This is a genomic window from Microbacterium sp. LB12, assembly GCF_037150835.1.
Classification (GTDB): domain Bacteria; phylum Actinomycetota; class Actinomycetes; order Actinomycetales; family Microbacteriaceae; genus Microbacterium.
The window spans coordinates 287,048-305,710 of the sequence record NZ_JBBCPF010000004.1 but is presented as its reverse complement, the minus strand read 5'-3'; the positions used below and the strand labels follow the sequence as shown (position 1 = coordinate 305,710).

17 protein-coding genes and 1 riboswitch are annotated in these 18,663 nt (G+C 69.8%); of the genes, 3 read left to right on the top strand and 14 right to left on the bottom strand.

All coding sequences use genetic code 11. The features are described 5' to 3' along the window. Positions 1 to 586: 586 nt before the first annotated feature. A complete protein-coding gene (locus WFM69_RS10155) occupies positions 587 to 1,963 on the top strand; it encodes a CoA transferase (protein WP_337004225.1) in 1,377 nt (458 codons plus the stop codon). Here WFM69_RS10155 and WFM69_RS10150 read toward each other — a convergent pair. From WFM69_RS10150 to WFM69_RS10140, 3 genes are read right to left on the bottom strand one after another with little or no spacing between them, the layout of a single operon-like run. Next, a complete protein-coding gene (locus tag WFM69_RS10150; protein ID WP_337004223.1) occupies positions 1,948 to 2,742 on the bottom strand; it encodes a DUF4184 family protein in 795 nt (264 codons plus the stop codon). The two genes, WFM69_RS10155 and WFM69_RS10150, sit on opposite strands and share 16 nt — an antisense overlap. Before the next feature lie 10 nt (positions 2,743 to 2,752). Next, positions 2,753 to 4,054: a tyrosine--tRNA ligase gene (tyrS, locus tag WFM69_RS10145; protein WP_337004221.1), complete on the bottom strand. Its 1,302-nt coding sequence runs from the start codon at positions 4,052 to 4,054 to the stop codon at positions 2,753 to 2,755. A 40-nt stretch (positions 4,055 to 4,094) separates the two neighbouring features. Beyond that, the gene (locus WFM69_RS10140) at positions 4,095 to 5,042 is read right to left on the bottom strand and encodes an aldo/keto reductase (protein WP_337004219.1); all 948 of its coding nucleotides are present in this window, start codon (positions 5,040 to 5,042) and stop codon (positions 4,095 to 4,097) included. 53 nt (positions 5,043 to 5,095) lie between these two features. Between WFM69_RS10140 and WFM69_RS10135 the strand changes: the two genes are divergently transcribed. Then, positions 5,096 to 5,452 carry a MerR family transcriptional regulator gene (locus WFM69_RS10135; RefSeq protein WP_337004217.1) on the top strand — a complete coding sequence of 119 codons (357 nt, stop codon included), beginning with the start codon at positions 5,096 to 5,098 and terminating at the stop codon, positions 5,450 to 5,452. Positions 5,453 to 5,459: 7 nt separating this feature from the next. Here WFM69_RS10135 and WFM69_RS10130 read toward each other — a convergent pair whose 3' ends face one another. Together WFM69_RS10130 and WFM69_RS10125 are read right to left on the bottom strand one after the other, a co-directional pair. Next, entirely contained in the window at positions 5,460 to 6,251 is a 792-nt protein-coding gene (locus WFM69_RS10130; RefSeq protein WP_337004215.1) for a hypothetical protein, read from the bottom strand. Next, positions 6,248 to 6,892, bottom strand: coding sequence for a SatD family protein (locus WFM69_RS10125; RefSeq protein ID WP_337004213.1), 645 nt, complete (start codon positions 6,890 to 6,892; stop codon positions 6,248 to 6,250). Before WFM69_RS10125 ends, WFM69_RS10130 begins: the two co-directional genes overlap by 4 nt. A gap of 59 nt (positions 6,893 to 6,951) precedes the next feature. Here WFM69_RS10125 and WFM69_RS10120 point away from each other — a divergent pair, with 59 nt between their 5' ends. Continuing rightward, entirely contained in the window at positions 6,952 to 7,539 is a 588-nt protein-coding gene (locus WFM69_RS10120; protein ID WP_337004211.1) for a DUF1349 domain-containing protein, read from the top strand. 31 nt (positions 7,540 to 7,570) lie between these two features. On the opposite strand, the gene argH is transcribed toward WFM69_RS10120, so the two are convergent. From argH to WFM69_RS10075, 9 genes are all read right to left on the bottom strand, one after another. Then, a complete protein-coding gene (gene argH / locus WFM69_RS10115; protein WP_337004209.1) occupies positions 7,571 to 9,001 on the bottom strand; it encodes an argininosuccinate lyase in 1,431 nt (476 codons plus the stop codon). Continuing rightward, positions 9,001 to 9,930: an ornithine carbamoyltransferase gene (gene argF, locus WFM69_RS10110; protein ID WP_337004207.1), complete on the bottom strand. Its 930-nt coding sequence runs from the start codon at positions 9,928 to 9,930 to the stop codon at positions 9,001 to 9,003. Before argF ends, argH begins: the two co-directional genes overlap by 1 nt. Further along, positions 9,927 to 11,132, bottom strand: a complete 1,206-nt coding sequence (locus WFM69_RS10105; protein WP_337004205.1) for an acetylornithine transaminase — start codon at positions 11,130 to 11,132, stop codon at positions 9,927 to 9,929. The genes argF and WFM69_RS10105 overlap by 4 nt, the downstream gene beginning before the upstream one ends. Beyond that, positions 11,129 to 12,046: an acetylglutamate kinase gene (argB, locus tag WFM69_RS10100; protein ID WP_337004203.1), complete on the bottom strand. Its 918-nt coding sequence runs from the start codon at positions 12,044 to 12,046 to the stop codon at positions 11,129 to 11,131. The genes WFM69_RS10105 and argB overlap by 4 nt, the downstream gene beginning before the upstream one ends. Beyond that, positions 12,043 to 13,200 (bottom strand): bifunctional glutamate N-acetyltransferase/amino-acid acetyltransferase ArgJ, encoded by a 1,158-nt coding sequence (gene argJ, locus WFM69_RS10095; RefSeq protein ID WP_337004201.1) that lies wholly within the window; start codon positions 13,198 to 13,200, stop codon positions 12,043 to 12,045. Before argJ ends, argB begins: the two co-directional genes overlap by 4 nt. Positions 13,201 to 13,216: 16 nt before the next feature. Then, complete coding sequence (gene argC / locus WFM69_RS10090) at positions 13,217 to 14,269, bottom strand: N-acetyl-gamma-glutamyl-phosphate reductase (protein WP_337004199.1); 1,053 nt, start codon at positions 14,267 to 14,269, stop codon at positions 13,217 to 13,219. A gap of 239 nt (positions 14,270 to 14,508) precedes the next feature. Beyond that, complete coding sequence (locus tag WFM69_RS10085; RefSeq protein ID WP_337004197.1) at positions 14,509 to 16,677, bottom strand: bifunctional hydroxymethylpyrimidine kinase/phosphomethylpyrimidine kinase; 2,169 nt, start codon at positions 16,675 to 16,677, stop codon at positions 14,509 to 14,511. Continuing rightward, a complete protein-coding gene (gene thiM, locus WFM69_RS10080) occupies positions 16,674 to 17,522 on the bottom strand; it encodes a hydroxyethylthiazole kinase (RefSeq protein ID WP_337004195.1) in 849 nt (282 codons plus the stop codon). Before thiM ends, WFM69_RS10085 begins: the two co-directional genes overlap by 4 nt. Further along, positions 17,513 to 17,607: riboswitch (TPP riboswitch) on the bottom strand. Its footprint overlaps the gene before it by 10 nt. A gap of 6 nt (positions 17,608 to 17,613) precedes the next feature. Continuing rightward, positions 17,614 to 18,576, bottom strand: coding sequence for an NAD-dependent epimerase/dehydratase family protein (locus WFM69_RS10075; RefSeq protein WP_337004193.1), 963 nt, complete (start codon positions 18,574 to 18,576; stop codon positions 17,614 to 17,616). Positions 18,577 to 18,663 lie beyond the last annotated feature (87 nt).

Genomic DNA, 18,663 nt, shown 5'->3' with positions numbered 1-18,663 from the left:
ACCAACACCGGGAAAACGGTGAAAGCAGCGAGTTTGATGCTGACCAAAGAGACAAATTCATTGCTGACTTCATCCATTGCCAACCCCACAAAGGAGGCTGGTCTTTGATCCAAAGGAATTCTCACCCAGCCGAAGCTAGACGAGGATAATTTGGCATTTGACAAGTGCACGCTGTTGAGTTCTCAAGGATCGGATGCTCCCACGACCCAGTCATCACAACCAGGCCCGCAGGGCAACTTCTCTATCTTAGCCACCCTGACTTGCTTGTCAAATCGGCGCGCCGTGCGAATCGAGGATCCGCTGCGCAGCTGAAGACAGCCACAGAAGGGGTGGATCTCCCATCCTAGACGCAAGCGTCTGAACTCTCAAGTGAGAGCGGATCGGGAGGTGGTTCTCCGCTTGAGGGGGGTGAAGCTCTCGGCTCCTCCGCTTCCCTGTGGGGCGAACAAGTAATAAGTTACGCGGATCCCGGGGTTCTGGCAAATCGGGGCACACCACCCGGGCGTGTCGTGTGGCTGCCGTGACGGGTTTCCTCCGGATCAGGGCTGCTTTCTGCCGCTGTCGGCACTCGGAGTACGATCGCGTCATGCCCACACCTGCCGACGATCGTCCGATCGCGGCGCCCCGCACGTCTCCCGGTTCCACGGGTGCCGGGGCTGGCCGCCCCGCCTGGACAGTGCTCGATCGAGTGCGCTCAGAGCTCGGTTCGGTTCCGCACCTCGACGCCCCTGACGCAGCTCCGCTTCCCGTCCCGCTCCCCTCACGACTCGCGACGGGAGAGCTCGCACTGGCGAGCGTGAGTGTGGTCATGCTGGCGGCAGGGCGCTCCCCCGCGACAATCGACCCGCACAGAGTGGCCGTCGCCTACCGCAGCGATCGCTTCCTCACACTCGACGGGGCCGCCCCCTCGGTGTGGTCGCCGTTCTCCGGATTCTGGCGGACCACTGACGGATGGATCCGCACTCACGGGAACTACCCGCACCACGCCGACGGGCTCCGTGCCGGACTCCACCTCACCGACGACGCCGATGCGGACGAGGTGCGTTCCGCCCTCGCCGAGCGCACCCGCGCCGAGGCCGTGTCCGCCATCACCTCTGCCTGCGGGCTCGCGGTCCCGGTCCTCGCTGAGGATCCCGCGCGCGACCGTGCGCTTCGCGCGCTGCCGCTTCTCGATGTGCGGGGCTTCGATAGTGCACCCTCGGCAACGCCGCCGCCTTCGATCACCACGGCACTCCCCCTCCGCGGTGTGCGCGTCCTCGATCTCACCCGCGTCATCGCCGGCCCGGTCTGCACGCGCATCCTCGCACTGCTCGGAGCGGACGTCCTCCGCATCGACCCGCCGCAGCTGGCCGAACCCGAGTGGCAGCACCTTGACACCGGGCACGGCAAACGGTCGGCCTTGCTGGACGCGCGCACCGCGCGGATGCACGAACTGCTCTCGCAGGCCGACGCCGTGGTGCTCGGTTACCGGCCCTCCGCACTCCGCCGGCTCGGACTCGACTCGGATGAGCTCGCCGAGCGCTATCCCCGTCTGGTCGTCGCTCAGCTCAGCGCCTGGGGCGTGGAGCAGCCCGAACGTGCCGGATTCGACAGCCTCGTGCAGGCCGAATCCGGGATCGCGCTCGTGGAATCCGTCGACGGCTCGACGCCCGGCGCGCTTCCCGCGCAGGCCCTCGACCACAGCGCCGGATATCTGCTCGCCGCCGCGGTCATCGTGCTGCTCGATCGCCGCGCAAGAGACGGCGGTACCTGGCACGTGCGTACGTCGCTGCGCCGCATCGCGGCCGAGCTGCTCGGGATGCCACGCCGTCGGGAGCCGCAGCCCGAGAGCGATTTCGATGTCGAACCGCATCTCGCGCGATTCGTCGTCGACGGGCGGACTCTCGTCACCTCACGTCCTGCACTCACCGGACTCGAGTTCGCGGCACCGCACCGATGGGGCGTGGATCACCCCGCGTGGTGACGTCGTCCGCGCACCGCGAGCACGACGCAGAGCACGAGCGTGATGGCGCCCCAGAGTGCGCACGCCGGCGGAAGCACACGATATGCCAGGTGCTGCACCGTGAACTCGGCGTCGATCGGTCCCAGCACGACCAGTCCCCACACCCACGCGCCGATCAGGATCAGCGGAAGTGAGACCCACCAGGCGACGCGCACGCCCTGCGGAAGAGACCTCGTGGTGCGCGGACGTGCGCTGCGCCGACGCAGCCAGAGCACCGCCCAGATCCCGATGACGACGAGGCCGATCACACTCGAACCGTGCTGCAGCCACTTGAAACCGGGGAGCGGCCCCCACATCGCATCCAGACCCGGGAACAACTGCACGCCCGCACGCCCCTCGTGCGTGAAGAGGTCCCACAGGATGTGCGAGACCACACCGATGAGGAACGACACCGCCAGCATCAGTGGATACCAGCGCTTCTCGCCGACTCCGATAGCGGCGCGGGCCGCTGCCATGCCACCGTCGGACCACTCCTGCGGAAGTCGTCGTGCCAGCCAGGACGGCGCCAACTCGGGAACCGCCGGTCGCAGCAGGACGCGCCAGACCAGGAACAGCACGAAAGCGAGCAACGCGGTCCACACGATGTTGCCGAACGTGTGGGTGAACGAGTAGTTCAGCCCGATCCCCCGGACGAACAGCGGCAGATCCGGCGTCATCGCACCGATCGCGATCGCCGCCGGAACCAATGGCGTCCGGATGAACGGCAGCGCGACGAGAGCGTGGCTCGCGGTGAACGGCATCCGTCGGGACTCAGCCGAGGAAGACGCCGGCGAGGGTCTTCTTGCCCCGGCGGAGCACGGACACTCCTCCGGGAAGTGCACCCTGCACCGTGGCCACCTCGTCCTCGACGCGTTCGCCGTCGAGCGTGACGCCACCCTGCGCGATCGCACGTCGGGCCTCGGAGAGACTCGAGACGAGGCCCGTCGCGACCAGCGCCTCGAGCACCGGAGTGCCCGCAGCGACCGTCGCATTCGGGAGCTCCTCCAGTGCGGTGCGGAGCGTCTCCGCATCGAGGGAGGTCAGATCCCCCTGACCGAACAGGGCCTCCGATGCCGCGATCACCGCAGCCGTCGCCTCGATGCCGTGCACCGTCGCGACCACCTCGAGCGCGAGACGCTTCTGCGCGGCGCGGCGGAAGGGCTCGGCCTCCACGAGCGCCGCATACTCCTCGATCTCGGAGCGGCTCAGGAACGTGAACACCTTGAGCCGCTCGATCACGTCGGCATCCGTCGTGCTCAGCCAGAACTGGTACATCCGGTACGGGCTGCACATCTCGGCATCCAGCCAGATGGCGTTGCCCTCGCTCTTGCCGAACTTGGTGCCGTCGCTGTTCGTGATGAGCGGAGTGCCGATGGCATGCGCAGACGCCCCTTCAGCACGCCGGATCAGGTCGGTGCCGCTGGTGAGGTTGCCCCACTGGTCGGACCCGCCCGTCTGCAGCACGCAGTCGTACTGGCGGTACAGCTCGAGGAAGTCCATGCCCTGCAGGATCTGGTAGCTGAACTCGGTGTAGCTGATGCCCTCATCGGAGTTGAGTCGCGCAGCGACCGCGTCCTTCTTGAGCATCGTGCCGACCCGGAAGTACTTGCCGATCTCGCGCAGGAAGTCGATCGCGCTCAGCGGCGCCGTCCAGTCGAGGTTGTTCACGATGCGGGCCGCGTTGTCGCCCTCGAAGCTCAGGTAGCGCTCGACCTGGGCCCGAAGCCGACCGACCCAGTCCTCCACCGTCTCCCGCGTGTTCAGCGTGCGCTCCGCCGTCGGACGGGGATCGCCGATGAGTCCGGTCGATCCGCCGACGAGGCCGAGCGGCTTGTGTCCGGCGAGCTGGATGCGGCGCAGCGTCAGCAGCTGCACGAGGTTGCCGAGGTGCAGGCTCGGAGCCGTCGGATCGAAGCCGCAGTAATACGTGATGGGGTCTCCCGCGAGCAGGGCGCGCAGCGCCTCCTGGTCGGTGGACACATGGACCAGTCCACGCCACACGAGTTCGTCCCACACGTTCTCGAACGTGGGATCGATCGCCTGGGGTGCGGTCGTCAGAGCGGGAGTTGACACGCTTTCCAGGCTATCAGCGCGCACGACCGTCACCTCCCCGTCAGACGGGTTCGTCGAGACGGACGATCTCCTCGGGCGTCAGCGTGATCGACGCCGCGTCCATCGCGATCTCCAGCTGGTCGAGCTTGCTGCCGCCGAGGATCGGCCGGATGCCATGCGCGAGCTGCCAGGCGAGCACGATCTGCCCGTGGCCGAGCTCGCGCTCCGCGGCGATCTGTTCCAGCACCGCGAGCCGACGCGCGCTCCCCGGGTGCTCGTAGACCTCGGGCACCGGCTTGGCCGGATTGTCGTACGCGCCGGAGAGCAAGGGTGTGTAGGCCCACATCTCGATACCGTTCGCCATGGCGAAGTCCCGCTGCTCGTCGCTCAGCACGCCGAAGGGGTGGGCGACACCGGGCGGGAGCGTGCCCGGCCTGGTGCGCAGATACGTGCTGTTCAGCTGGAACGCGTCGATCGGGATGCTGCCGATCTCCCTCGCGTGTGCGCGAGCACGCTCGATGCGCCACGCGGGGTGGTTGGAGGCACCGACCCTGCTCACCGCGCCGTCGGCGGTCAACGTCGCCAGGCCGTCGATGGTCTCCTCGATCGTCACGGCGCGATCCTCCTGGTGCAGCCAGAGCAGGTCGATGCGGTCGATGCCGAGACGACGCATGCTCCCCTCGACCGCGGTGCGGATCGCGCGCGGAGACAGCCCGGTGCGATGTTCCGGCCACGAACCCGGCCACAGCGGCTCCGCGCCGACTTTCGTGGAGATGCGCACCCGCTGCCGTGCGTCGGGCCTCGACGCGAGCCAACGCCCGAGCACCTCCTCCGACGCGCCGCCGTGTCCGCTCTCGCTCGCCCAGAAGCTGTAGCAATCGGCGGTGTCGATCCAGGTGCCGCCCCGTTCGACGAAGCGGTCGAGAAGGGCGAAGGCGGTCTCCTCGTCGACGAGCGTGCCGAAGGACATGGCACCGAGGACGAGCGGGGATACGGAAGTGTTGGTCATGTCTCCACCGTGCAACCTGGAGTGCACTCCAGGTCAAGTCCTATGATCGGCGCATGACGACGTACACGCCCGCGGAGACCGCGTCGCTCTCCGGATTCAGCATCGACACGCTGCGCTACTACGAGCGAGAAGGCATTCTGCCGGCCGTTGCTCGGACTGCCGGCGGGCACCGCGCCTACTCGGATGCCGAGCTCGGGCTGCTCGAGTTCCTGAAGTGCCTCCGTGAGACAGGGATGCCCGTGGAGCGCCTGCGGCGGTACGGGCAGCTCTGCCAGCGCGACGACACCGTCCCGGAGCGGATCGCCCTGCTCGAAGAGCATGCCGAGACGGTGCAGAAGCAACTCGACGAGGTGCTCGCACAGCAGCAGCGCCTCAGCGAGAAGCTGGAGTGGTACCGGTCGCTGGGCTGAGCGACTCTCAGCTGTGCGCGGCCCACCACACGAGGAAGGCCGCACCGAGCGCGATGACCCAGCTCACGAGGCTCCCCACGAGGAAGTACTCGGCGCGCGCCCCGGTCTCGCCGTCACGGGAGATCTCGGGGAATCGGACGATGCCCTTGGCCGCGAGCATCGCCGCCAGGATCGGGTAGGCCGCGGCCAGCGTGAGGATGAGGACCAGCAGGCGCTCCAGCGGACCGATGAGACGCCCGCCCTTGAATCCCTCGCGCGGATCGACGGCGGTGGGGGCCTGCGGCTCTTGCCCTGACTCTTCCTCCGACTCTTTCCCCGGCTCGTCGTCGGGAATAGGACGGGTCTCGGCAACTTGCTCGGCCGGTCGCCAGGTGTGCTCGCCGTCGAGCGCCGCGCGCACCACGAGGTTCGCGGACTCCAGGAGGAACACCGAGACACCGACCGCCAGCATCGCCAGATCGAAGGAGACCTCGCCGAACGGGGAACGCAACTGCCACACGGTGCCGATGAGCCCGGCGTGATCGCGCCCACCGATCCACACGACAGCCCCGACCGCCACGACCGCAAGGAGGACAGCGGGCCAGAAGCCGGCGAGCGCGGGACGGTCGTCGGGCATGCACCAGACCCAGAGCGCGCCGACGACGAGAGCCGCGAGCATCGGCAGCACCGCATCGCTGACACTGCCGAGCAGCAGGAGGACGACGGCCGCGGCGAGGTATCCGATCCACCGACGCGGCGAGAACTGGCGCACGAGGTCGGCGGCACCGACCGCGAGCAGGATGAACCCGGCGAGGATCATTGCGCCTCCCCCCTCAACGCGGCCAGTCCTTCGAGCAGGGCGGCAGCGCCCGCGCTGCGCAGCGACTTCGACACGCTCGGCTGGGAGATGCCCTCGTCGACCGCCAACTCCTGCTGCGACCGTCCGAGCGCCCGACCATACGTGAGCCGGCGTTCCCGCGCACTCATGGCACCGACCAGCTCGTCGCGCGCCAGCAGATAGGCGTTGGCGGCCGCGATCGTGTTCTGCATGACCTCAGCCTGCCCGGGGGCACCGACAATCCAGGTGCGGGTGCGCGGCACGGCGCGCTGCTCGCGCGCATGCACCGTCTCGATCGCGGCGCGCGCGGCGTACCAGCCCGGACCGTCGGCGAGTTCTCCGTGGACAGACTCGACAGCGCGCACCGCGCCGACGCCGAGCCCGAACCGGAAGGAGATCCCCTCCGGCAGGCGCAGCTGGATCATCAGGAGCGATGTGAGCGCGTCGCCGAGTTCGCGATAGACACCCTGCTGCTCGTCTCCTACGGTGGGCGTCAACGGCTGCATCGCGAGGGGATGATCCCGCTCGACCTGCGCGATGGTCTCGTCGAGGACGCGCTGAGCGGCATCGCGATCTCCCAGTTCGCGGGAGCCCACGATATCGGCGATGACGGCGATGACCATGCGATAACCTTAGCAGCTATAAGTTGGTTTTATGCCTATTGTGGTTATGGATTGGAATTATGCCTGAATCATGCATCGTCCCGTGGAGTGACGGAACCTGGACGCACACCCCGCACACGGTCCGATCCGTCGCCGACCACCTCGATGTCACGGCTGTCGAAGGCAGCGACGCCTGGCGGCACACCGCCTACGGGTTCGCGCACGACTCCGAGCACGCACTCCTCGCCCCGCTCGCCGTCGGCGAGGCGATGGAGGTCACCTTCCACGCCCCTTGGGAAGGACAGTTCGACCAGGCGGGCGTCTTCGTGCGGATCGACGAGGCGCACTGGGTGAAAGCCGGCGTCGAGTACTCCGACGGCCACCTCGGGCTCGGTGCCGTCGTCACCACCGAGAACTCGGACTGGTCCGTCGGGCACGTCGACGACTGGCTCCCGAGCACGATCACCGTTCGAGTCAGCCGGTGGACGGACTCCGTGATCGTCCGGGCACGCACCGACCGCGGCGCCTGGCGACTCGTGCGGGTCGCACCGTTCGACGGACAGCGCGATGCCTTCGCAGGTCCGTTCCTCGCCGCACCGACCCGCGCCGGTCTCACCGTGCGGTTCCTCCGCTGGGAGCGCTCCGCAGCGGACGCCGCACTGCACTGAGCAGCGCACCGTCCGCCGACGGGAACTGCGGCTACAGCCCGAGGGCGTGCGCGGCGGCCTGCGCACGGGCGACGAGCTCCGCCCGCTGCTCCGCGACCCTGACGGGAGCAGTGCCCCCGGCACCGGTCCTGGACGCGACCGAGCCCTCGATCGTGAGCACCTCGCGCACCTCCGGCACGAGATGCGGCGACACCGACAGCAGCAGCTCGTCGGAGGCGTCCTCCAGTCCGATCCCCTGCTCCTCGCAGGCGCGGACCAACGCACCGGAGATCTCGTGCGCGTCACGGAACGGCACCCGCCGCTTCACGAGCCACTCCGCGACGTCCGTCGCCAACGAGAAGCCCTGCGGCGCCAACGTCGCCATCCGCTCCGTGTCGAATCGCAGGGTCGCGATCATCCCCGCGAACGCCGGGAGCACGACCTCGAGCGTCTGCACCGAGTCGAACACCGGCTCCTTGTCCTCCTGCAGGTCGCGGTTGTACGCGAGCGGGAGACCCTTGAGCGTGGCGAGCAGCCCCGACAGGTTGCCGATGAGCCGCCCCGACTTGCCGCGCGCCAGCTCGGCGATGTCGGGATTCTTCTTCTGCGGCATGATGCTCGACCCCGTCGAGTAGCCGTCGTCGAGAGTGACGAAGCCGAACTCACGGGTGTTCCAGAGGATGATCTCCTCCGACAGACGGGACAGATCGACGCCGGTCATCGCCGTGATGAAGGCGAACTCCGCCACCACGTCCCGAGCGGCCGTGCCGTCGAGCGAGTTCTCGGCCGGGCGGTCCAGGCCCAGCGCGGTCGCCACCAGTGCGGGGTCGAGCCCCAGGGTCGACCCGGCCAGCGCTCCCCCGCCGTAGGGCGAGACTCCGGCACGGCGACGCCAGTCCACGAGCCGTTCCAGCTCGCGCACCAGCGGCCAACCGTGCGCCTGCAGGTGATGGGCCAGCAAGACGGGCTGTGCGTGCTGCAGGTGCGTGCGCCCGGGCAGGATCGCATCGGGATGCGCCTCGGCCTGAGCCACCAGCGCATCGATCACGCGGAGGATGTCGCGGGCGATCACCCGGGCGTGATCGATCAGATACATGCGCACGAGGGTCGCGATCTGATCGTTACGGCTGCGGCCCGCGCGCAGACGACCGCCCAGCTCCGGGCCGAGCTCGGCGATCAGCGCCTGCTCCAGCGCGCCGTGGACGTCCTCATCGGTCGGCACGGGGCGCAGAGTGCCGTCGGCGACCTTGCGCGCGACCGCGTCCAGCCCCTCGTGCATCCGCCGCGCCTCGTCCGGTTCCAGGTACCCGGCCGCTTCGAGCGCGGTGGCGTGCGCATGCGAGCCGGCGATGTCGTACGGCGCCAGGATCCAGTCGAAATGCGTGGAGCGGCTGAGCTCGACCAGCTCGGGCGACGGGCCGGTGGCGAACCGAGCGCCCCAGAGCGCGCCCTCGTTCGTGCCTTCATGCGTCGAATCGCTCATCACGCGTCCTTCTTGCCCAGCAGCCAGACCAGCAGCGCCTTCTGCGCGTGCAGCCGGTTCTCGGCCTCGTCCCAGACCACGCTCTGCGGGCCGTCGATCACCGTCGAGTCGACCTCGTAACCACGGTCCGCGGGAAGGCAGTGGATGAAGATGGCCTCGGGATCGGCGAGCGTCATCGTCTCCGGGGTGACCTTGTAGCCGCCGAGGTCTCGGATCCGCGCGATCTTCTCCTCCTCCTTGCCCATCGACACCCAGGTGTCGGTGACGACGACGTCGGCGCCTGCCGCCGCCTCGACCGGGTCGGTGTAGAGGGTGATCGAGCCACCGGTCTCCGCGGCACGACGGTCCGCCGCCTCGATGACATCCGCCCGTGGGGCGTAGTCCTCGGGCGACGCGATGCGCACGTGCATGCCCGCGGTGACGCCGGCGAGCGCATACGAGTGCGCCATGTTGCTCTGGCCGTCGCCGAAGAACGTGAGCGTGAGCCCCTTCAGCTCGCCCTTGTGCTCGCGGATCGTCAGCAGATCGGCAAGCAGCTGGCACGGGTGGAAATCGTCCGACAGCGCGTTGATGACCGGCACGCGGGTGCCGGCGGCCATCTCCTCGAGCCCCGACTGCGCATAGGTGCGCCACACGATCGCGGCGACCTGACGCTCCAGCACCCGTGCGGTGTCGGACGGGGTCTCCTTGCCGCCGAGCTGGCTGCTCGCGGTCGAGATGATCAGCGGCGAACCACCGAGGTCGGCGATGCCCACCGCGAACGAGACGCGGGTGCGGGTGGACGACTTGTCGAAGATCACCGCGACCGTCTGCGGGCCGGCGAGGCTCTTGTCCGCCCAGCGGTCCTTCTTCAGTTCGAGAGCGAGATCGAGGATCTCGGCCTGCTCGGCGGGCGTCAGGTCGTCGTCACGCAGCAGGTGGCGGGTCATGCGGATACCTTTCCGGCAACAGCGGCCTGGACGTCGTCCAGGGCGGCAGCGAAGAGTTCACGGAACTCGGCGAGCTCGGCGTCGCCGATCGTGAGGGCGGGCGCGATGCGCACGGTCTCGGGGTTGGCGGCGTTGACGATGAGGCCGCGCTCCTGGGCGGCCGCGACCACGGCACCGGCGACCGGCTCCGTGAGCGCGACGCCGACCAGCAGGCCGCGGCCGCGCACGCCCGCGATCAGCGGCGAATCGATGCCGAGCAGGATCTCCCGCAGTTCCGCGCCCCGACGGGCGGCGTTCTGCACCAGGCCGGCACTCTCGATCTCGGCGAGCACCGCATCCGCGACCGCGGTCGCCAGCGGGTTCCCTCCGAACGTGGAACCGTGCGAGCCCGGCGTGAAGAGTGCACTGGCAGCACCATAGGTGACCAGCGCGCCGATCGGGAAGCCGCCGCCGATGCCCTTCGCGAGCGTGATCGCATCGGGGGTGATGCCCTCGTGGCTGAAGCCGAACCACTCGCCGGTGCGTCCGGCTCCGGTCTGGATCTCGTCCACGATCAGCAGGGCGCCGTGCGCGAGCGTCAGCGAACGAGCTGCAGCGAGGTAGCCCTCCGGCAGCTCGACGACACCCGCCTCACCCTGGATCGGCTCGACGATGACCGCTGCGACACGGTCGTCGATCGCGGCCTCCAGCGCCTCGATCGTCGCCGGGATGTGCTCGACACCCGCGGGCATGGGCTCGAACGGCGCCCGCATCGTCTCCTTGGCGGTCAGGGCGAGCGAGCCCATCGTGCGGCCGTGGAAGCCGTTCTCCAGCGCGATGATGCGCGGACGCTCGGCACCGCCGTGCAGACGGGCGAGCTTGAAAGCCGCCTCGTTCGCCTCGGCGCCGGAGTTCGAGAAGAACACCCGCCCATCGATCCCCGCACCGGCGAGGCGCTTGAGCCGCGCGGCGAGGGCGAGCTGCGGCGGCGTGGCGAAGTAGTTCGACACGTGCGCGAGCGTCGCCGCCTGCGTGGACACCGCGTCCACGAAGACCGGGTGGGCGTGACCCAGCGAGGTCACCGCGATACCCGCAAGGAAGTCGAGGTGGCGTCGGCCGTCGGCGTCCCACAGGTACGAGCCTTCACCGCGGACCAGCATCGCCAGCCGGTCCCCCGCGTTGAGCACGAGATCGCGTGCCGCATCGTCCTGCCAGACGGTCATGCCGTCACCTCCGTGTTTCCCAGGACCACTTCGGTCCCGATTCCCTTGCTGGTGAAAAGTTCGACGAGCACCGAGTGGGGCACCCGTCCGTCGATGATCGCCGCGGCGTCGACGCCGCCCTCGACCGCGTCGAGACATGCGCGCATCTTCGGGATCATCCCCGACTCGAGCGCCGGGAGCATGTCGATGAGCGCCCCCGAGGTGAGGTGTGAGACGAGCGAGTCGCGGTTGGGCCAGTCGGCGTAGAGGCCGGGCACATCCGTGAGGATCACGAGCTTCCGCGCGTCGAGGGCGACCGCGAGGGCGGCCGCCGCGGCGTCCGCGTTCACGTTGAGCGACTGACCCGGGTGGTCGAGGTCGGGCGCGATGCTCGAGATGACCGGGATGCGTCCGGCCGCGAGGTGATCCAGCACCGCCGTGGGGTCGACCTGCACCACGTCGCCGACGCGTCCGAGATCGACCTCTTGGCCGTCGACGACCACGCCGCGGCGGCGTCCGCCGAACAGTCCGGCATCCTCGCCGCTGAGCCCGGTCGCGATGGGACCGTGCGAGTTGATCTTCGACACGAGCTGCGGGTTCACCTGCCCCGTGAGCACCATGCGCACCACGCTGATCGCCTCGGTGTTGGTGACCCGGTAGCCGCCCTTGAACTCGCTCGGGATCTCGAGCCGCTGCAGCATGTTCGAGATCTGCGGGCCACCGCCGTGCACGACGACCGGCTGCACGCCGACGTAGCGGAGATAGGCGATGTCCTCCGCGAACGCGTCCTGCAGCTCTTCCGAGACCATGGCGTTGCCGCCGTACTTGATCACGACGATCTGGTCACGGAACTTCTTGAGCCACGGCAGCGACTCGATGAGCGTGGTCGCCTTCTGCGCGGCGACCTCGGCCGGGGTGTCCTGGATGTCGGTCATGAGGCGTAGGCGCTGTTCTCGTGCACGTAGTCGTGGGTGAGGTCGTTGGTGAGCACCGTCGCCGTGGCGTCGCCGCTCTTCAGGTCGATCACGAGGTGCGTGGCGCGGGGCGTCAGGTCGACCTCCTCACGCGGACGGTCGGGGCCGCCCTCCGTGCACACGCGCACGCCGTTCATCCAGACGTCGACGTCGTAGGGGTCGAACTGCGCGTTCGTGGTGCCGATCGCGGCGAGCACACGCCCCCAGTTCGGATCGTTGCCGAAGATCGCGGCCTTGAACAGGTTGTTCCGGGCGACCGAGCGGCCGACCTCGACCGCGTCCTGTTCGGACACGGCAGCTCGGACCTCGATCGTGATGTCGTGGCTGGCGCCCTCGGCGTCTCCCTGCAGCTTGACCGCGAGCTCCTGGCACAGTGCGGTCAGCGCGGCCGTGAAGTCGTCGAGGTCGGGGACGACCTCGGATGCGCCGTTGGCGAGCAGCGTGACCTGGTCGTTCGTCGACATGCACCCGTCGGAGTCGAGCCGATCGAAAGTCTGCCCGGTGGCCCGCCGCAGCGCCTCGTCGGCCTGGAGCGGTTCGAGCACGGCATCGGTGGTGAGCACGACGAGCATCGTGGCGAGCCCGGGCGCGAGCATCCCCGCGCCTTTCGCCATTCCGCCGATCGTCCAGCCGTCGCGGGTCACGGTGGCGGTCTTCGCGACCGTGTCGGTCGTCATGATCGCGTGCGCCGCACTCTCTCCCCCGTCGGCGGAGAGCTCGGCGATCGCCTGCGCGGTACCGGCGAGAACCTTGGAACGGAAGACCTCGTCTCCGGTGCCGATCAGGCCCGTGGAGCAGATCAGCACGTCACCGGCGCTGACGCCGAGGAGCTCGGCCGCCTTCTCGGCGGTCTGGTGCGTGGTCTGGAAACCGAAGCTGCCGGTGAAGCAGTTCGCCCCGCCGGAGTTCAGCACGACGGCCTCGACGACCCGGTCGGCCACGGCCTGCTGCGACCAGATGATGGGGTTGGCCTTGGCGCGGTTGCTGGTGAAGACCGCGGCGCCCACCTTGCGAGGTCCGCGGTTGACGACGACGGCCACGTCCGGTTTGCCGGTGGACTTCAGACCTGCGGCGACACCGGCCGCCTCGAATCCTGCGGGGGCGGTGACGCTCATTGCATTGCCTCGACGATCATGGTGCGACTCCGTTGACTGAGAGGGCGCGGGCCTCGGGAAGTCCCAGCGCGATGTTCATGGATTGGATGGCAGCGCCGGCGGTGCCCTTGACGAGGTTGTCGACCGCGGTGACGACCGTCACGCGGTTCGCGGCCCGATCGATCGCGAGACCGATCAGAGCGGTGTTGGCGCCCAGCACGTCGGCCGTGCGCGGGAACCGCCCCTCCGGGAGCAGCTGTACGAACGTCTCATCGCCGTACACGCTCTGCCACGCGTCACGGATCTGCGCGTCGGTCGCACCATCGACGATCGGCGCGGTCGAGGTGGCGAGGATGCCCCGCGACATGGGAACCAGCACCGGCGTGAAGGAGATCCGGATGCCGTCGGGAGCGGTGCCGGATGCCGCGGCGAGCGCCTGCCGGATCTCGGGGATGTGCCGGTGCGTCCCACCGACGGCATAGGGATTGGCGGTGCCGAGGAGCTCGCTGCCGAGGAGGTTCGTCTTGAGGCTCTTGCCCGCGCCGGAAGGACCGACCGCGAGCACGGAGACGATGTCGGACGGATCGATCACCCCCGCAGCGACTCCGGGGGCGAGGCTCAGGCTCACCGTGGACGCGTTGCAGCCGGGGGCGGCGATGCGCGTCGCGCCCCGCAGATGCTCGCGCTGTTTGACTCCGTCGACCAGGAGCTCGGGCACTCCGTAGGTCCACGGCTCGTGGAACGCTCCCCCGTAGAACGCGTCCCACGCCGACGCCGAGGTGAGTCGGTGATCGGCGCCCGCGTCGATCACGAGCGGTGCGTCTCCCAACGCGTCGGTGTACTGCCCGGACTGTCCGTGCGGCAGGGCGAGGAACACGATGTCGTGTCCGGCGAGGATCTCCGGCGTCGTGTCCTGCAGGGTGAGGTGGGAGAGCGAGCGCAGATGCGGCTGGTGGTCGACGAGCGGCTGTCCGGCATTCGAATGCGCCGTGACGGTGCGGATCTCGATGTCGGGATGGTCGGCCAGGATGCGGAGGATCTCGCCGCCTGCGTAGCCGGATGCGCCGGAGACGGCGACGGAATACGTCATGCTTCTACCTTAACGGTCGGGCCCTCGCGGAAAACGGGACCAGGGACGGGGCCGAGGGCGGCGACACCGGCACTCGACCGCCGTGCGTGCGCAGGCAGGAGGGCGGGGTCGCCTAGAGTCGGCGGCCGCGGCGTCGGCGCACAGCGATGACGCTCGGAGCGAGCGTCGAAGAAGCGGTGGCGGCCGAAGGCATGTCGCGACAGTAGCGCGGCCCCGGCGGCCACCGCAAATCCGGCACGTCATCCGCGCACTGGTGCCTCCAGTGGGGCGGCGAAGAAAGACCGCTCATGCGCAGCGGAGACGTCGAAGGCCCTCCGCATCCGCAACCGGGTCGCCTCATCTACGGCCTCCGCCGCCTCCGAGGCGTAGGCGATCGCCGTCCGGGTCGCCTCCTCGAACGCCGGATCGGCGTAGGTCGTGAGCCAGGAGGCGTAGGGATGCCGCGGGTCACGGGCGTACTCCCCGAACTCGCCCCCGTGCAGGCGCCGACCCAGGTCGGTGTAGAGCCAGAAGCACGGGAGCACGGCGGCGACGATCTCGGCATAGCTGCCGCCGAAGGCGACGGAACGCAGGTGATCGAGGTACGCGGTGGTCGCGGGCACCGGTTCGGCGGAGAACGTCGCGGCACTGACGCCCTGCGTGGGAGTCAGCCACGAGGCGTGCAGCTCGAGCTCTCCGACGATCGATCCGTGCGCGGACTCCGCCCAGAACGCCTGCTCTGCGGAGGTGGGAGCCAGGCGCGCGGCTTCGGCGAGCACCCGGGCGTAGTCACGCAGGTACAGGGCGTCCTGCGCCAGGTACGACAGGAACGGCGCGCGTTCCAGCGTGCCGTCGGCGAGGGCGCGGATGAATGGCAGCTCGTCGATCGCGGCACGGACGTCGGCGATGCCCTGCCACCACTCCGCAGCGATGTCGGCCGCGGCGGGAACGGGCACGGCTCCCCCACGCTCCCCCAGGCCGGAGAGCTCCCACAGGCCGGAGAAGTGATGGACCGGGCCGTGACCGCGACCGACCCGCAGTGCGGCGCCGGCGCGGATCGATTCCCGGAGCCAGGAGCGCGCCGCCTGCACCGCCTCGATCGGCGCCTCTCCCCGCGCCAGCCGGGTAGCGAGCGCGGACGACAGCGAGCAGCCCGTGCCATGCGTGCTCGCGGTGGGGATGCGGGCCCCGGCGAACTCCTGCCGCAGGCCGAGCCGTGCATCGACGAGGGCATCCGGCGCCTGGTCACCCGTGAGATGACCGCCCTTCACGAGCACGGCTGCGCCGATCTCGGCGGAGAGTTCATCCGCCGCGGCGAGCGCGTCGGCCCAGTCGGCGATGTCGCGGCCGGCCAGAACCGCGAGCTCGGCGAGGTTCGGGGTCACCAGGGTCGCCCGACCGAGCAGGCCACGCAGTTCCCGCTCGGCGGTGGCATCCAGCAGCCGGTCCCCGGAGGTCGCGACCATGACCGGGTCGAGCACCACGATCGGCGGACGCACTGCATCCAGCCAGGCACCGACCGTGCGGATGACCTCGGCGTCGGCCAGCATCCCGATCTTCACCGCGTCGATCACGATGTCGTCCGAGACCGCCTCCAGCTGCGCGCGGAGGAAGTCGGTCGGCGGCACGTGCACGCCGCGCACACCCTGCGTGTTCTGGGCGGTCAGCGCGGTGAGCGCGGCCATGCCGTAGCCACCGTTCGCGGCGATGGATTTGAGGTCGGCCTGGATGCCGGCACCGCCCGAAGGGTCGCTCCCCGCGATGCTGAGCACCCGTGGCACACCGCGCGCGGCCCACCGCCGCCGAAACTCCTGCGCCGCGACCGCGGGATCGTCGGCCGCACACAGCGCCGAGACCACGGCGAGTCCCGCCGCTCCGGCCTCGTGCAGCGCCGCCGTGTCATCGATCCCGACCCCGCCGATCGCGACACAGGGCAGCGGACTCGACGCGGCGAACGCGCCGAAGCCGGCGATGCCGAGGGGCTCCGGGTGGTCCGGCTTGGTGGTGGTCGGACGGATCACGCCGACACCGAGGTAGTCGACGGTTCCGGGCGGCAGCGCGCGCACCGCGTCGAGATGCGCCGCGGTGTTCGCGGTCAGTCCGATCAGCGCCTCCGGGCCGAGGGTCTCGCGCGCCCGCTGTACCGAGGCGTCGCCCTGCCCCAGGTGCACGCCGTCGACCCGTGCGCCACATGCGCGCGCTGCGAGGGCGGCATCCAGTCGGTCGTTCACGACGAGGAGCGCGCGTCCGTCGATCACCTGGGACAGCGCGACCAGCTGCTCGACGATCTCCGCGTCGCTCGCCGTCTTGTCCCGCAGCTGCACGATGCGTACCCCGCCCTCGACGGCCAGGCGCACGGTCTCGACGACACCGCGATCACCGCACAGCTCCGCGTCCGTGACGAGGTACAGGGAGAGATCGGCGATCACCGTGCACCTCCCTCGACACGCGCCTCCGCGATGACGTCCTCGGGACCCACGGCCGCGAGGGCGTCGAGCAGGCCGACGGCGAAGCTCCCCGGTCCCGCTGCAACCGCTGCAGCACGTTCGGCGGCGATCGTGTAGACGAGGTTCGCGGCGGCGACCGCGGTCAGCGCATCATGCGCGGTCGCGCGCGCAGCCCCGAGGAACGCGGCCATCACCGCACCGAGCGCGCAGCCTCCCCCGGTCACGCGAGTCAGCAGCTCGTGCCCGTTCGCCAGCCGGAGCACCCGCTCCCCGTCGGTGACGAAGTCGATCGGACCGGAGACCGCCACCACGCTCCCGTACTCGTGCGCGAGGGCCAGGGCGGCGTCGGCTGCGGCATCCGTGCTGTCGGTCGCGTCCACACCGCGCCCGCCGGCACTGTGGCCGGCGAGAGCGAGGATCTCGGACGCGTTGCCGCGGATCGCGGTCGGACGTCGCGCGGCGAGCTCGTGGGCGAGCGCCGTGCGCACGGGGAGAGCACCGATCGCGACCGGGTCCAGCACCCAGGGAGTGCCGGACTCGGCGGCACCGGTCACCGCCTCGATGCTCGCTGACCGCTGCTCGGGCGTCGGCGTGCCCAGGTTGATCAGCACTCCCGAGGCGACCCCGGCGAACGAGCCGGCCTCGCCGACGATGTCGACCATCGCGGGGGCGGCGCCGACCGCCAGCAGCACGTTGGCCGTGAACCCGGCGACGACCGCGTTGGTGATGCAGTGCGTCAACGGGGGCGTCTCGCGCATCATCCCCAGCAGGGCCGCGGCGGAACCCGCGAGGTCGGTGGTGGAATCAGGACGCAGAAGATCGCTCATCGCGACATCCCTTCGCTAGTACGAACTAGATCAGGTTCGACGGGTCTGTTCTCAGCCGCGGTTCGCGGCACCCCGTGTCACTGCTCGAAGTCTAGCGATCGGCCAGCAGCGCCTGCTCCTCCGCCCTCGTCAGTCCGGCCCGGCGCGCACGGCCGACGCCACGCTCCCGCTCGTCGGCGAGGACGCGCTCGATCGTGTCGGCGAGGGGACGCAGGCGGGCACCCGCGGCGTGCAGGGCCGCGTTGGATCGGGTCATGAAGCCGGTCATCTCCGCGGGGAGCCACAGCGGGAGCGAGCGTGGCCCCGCCCAGAACGCCACGTCGTGCGCGATGAGCCACTCCTCCTCGGCGACGACGGTCGGGCCGCCGTGGCCTGCCGCGGCGCGCACGGATTCCAGCAGCGCGGCGAGCGGTTGCTCGTCTCCGATCGCGTTGACCGCGCCGGTCGCCGTGGTCGTGGCGATGAACGCGGCGAGGTCGTCCACGTCGATCACCTGGGCCGACCGCCCCTCGAGCGGCGGCAGCAGCACGGAGTCGGCGCCGGCGCGAGCGAACGCAGCAGCCCAGTACCCGAACCTGTCGCTGGGGTCGCCGTCACCCACGATCAGACCAGGTCGAACGATGAGGGCACGCTCCCCCAACGCATCGACCGCGTCCTCGGCTGCCGCCTTCTGGGCGCCATACTCGTACTCGTCGCCGGGACGGGCGGGCGGATGCCTCGGAGCCGACTCGTCTGCCCCGACCGTGGCGTCGTCGGAGTACACCGACATCGACGACACGTACGTCCAACGTGCGGCGCGGTCCCCGAGCGCCTCGACGGCTCCCCCGACCTGCGCCGCGTGCGACGAGATGTCGACGACGTGATCCCACTCCTGCCGAGCGAGCGCGGCGTAGACCTCGGGATCGTCGCGGTCGCCCTGCACGAGCACGGCGCCGTCCGGTGCGGGGCGCGAACCACGGGCGAGGCACGTGACCTCGGCTCCGGCATCCAGCCAGCGTCGGGCGATCCGCCCGGACAGCCAACCGGTCCCGCCGAGGATCAGCACATCAGTCATGGCTCCATGTCACCAGCATGCCGGCCGTGAGGGAAGCCGTTCCGCTCAGAGCAGACCGCGCCGCGTGGCACGGTCTGCTCTGAGCAG

Coding starts and splice junctions, on each gene's coding strand:
- WFM69_RS10140 (WP_337004219.1), bottom strand. CDS start 5,042: ATGACCAACACTTCCGTATCCCCGCTCGTCCTCGGTGCCATGTCCTTC.
- argH (WP_337004209.1), bottom strand. CDS start 9,001: ATGAGCGATTCGACGCATGAAGGCACGAACGAGGGCGCGCTCTGGGGC.
- WFM69_RS10150 (WP_337004223.1), bottom strand. CDS start 2,742: ATGCCGTTCACCGCGAGCCACGCTCTCGTCGCGCTGCCGTTCATCCGG.
- WFM69_RS10105 (WP_337004205.1), bottom strand. CDS start 11,132: ATGACCGTCTGGCAGGACGATGCGGCACGCGATCTCGTGCTCAACGCG.
- WFM69_RS10155 (WP_337004225.1), top strand. CDS start 587: ATGCCCACACCTGCCGACGATCGTCCGATCGCGGCGCCCCGCACGTCT.
- argF (WP_337004207.1), bottom strand. CDS start 9,930: ATGACCCGCCACCTGCTGCGTGACGACGACCTGACGCCCGCCGAGCAG.
- argJ (WP_337004201.1), bottom strand. CDS start 13,200: ATGAGCGTCACCGCCCCCGCAGGATTCGAGGCGGCCGGTGTCGCCGCA.
- WFM69_RS10075 (WP_337004193.1), bottom strand. CDS start 18,576: ATGACTGATGTGCTGATCCTCGGCGGGACCGGTTGGCTGTCCGGGCGG.
- WFM69_RS10125 (WP_337004213.1), bottom strand. CDS start 6,892: ATGGTCATCGCCGTCATCGCCGATATCGTGGGCTCCCGCGAACTGGGA.
- WFM69_RS10130 (WP_337004215.1), bottom strand. CDS start 6,251: ATGATCCTCGCCGGGTTCATCCTGCTCGCGGTCGGTGCCGCCGACCTC.
- WFM69_RS10135 (WP_337004217.1), top strand. CDS start 5,096: ATGACGACGTACACGCCCGCGGAGACCGCGTCGCTCTCCGGATTCAGC.
- argC (WP_337004199.1), bottom strand. CDS start 14,269: ATGACGTATTCCGTCGCCGTCTCCGGCGCATCCGGCTACGCAGGCGGC.
- WFM69_RS10120 (WP_337004211.1), top strand. CDS start 6,952: ATGCCTGAATCATGCATCGTCCCGTGGAGTGACGGAACCTGGACGCAC.
- argB (WP_337004203.1), bottom strand. CDS start 12,046: ATGACCGACATCCAGGACACCCCGGCCGAGGTCGCCGCGCAGAAGGCG.
- thiM (WP_337004195.1), bottom strand. CDS start 17,522: ATGAGCGATCTTCTGCGTCCTGATTCCACCACCGACCTCGCGGGTTCC.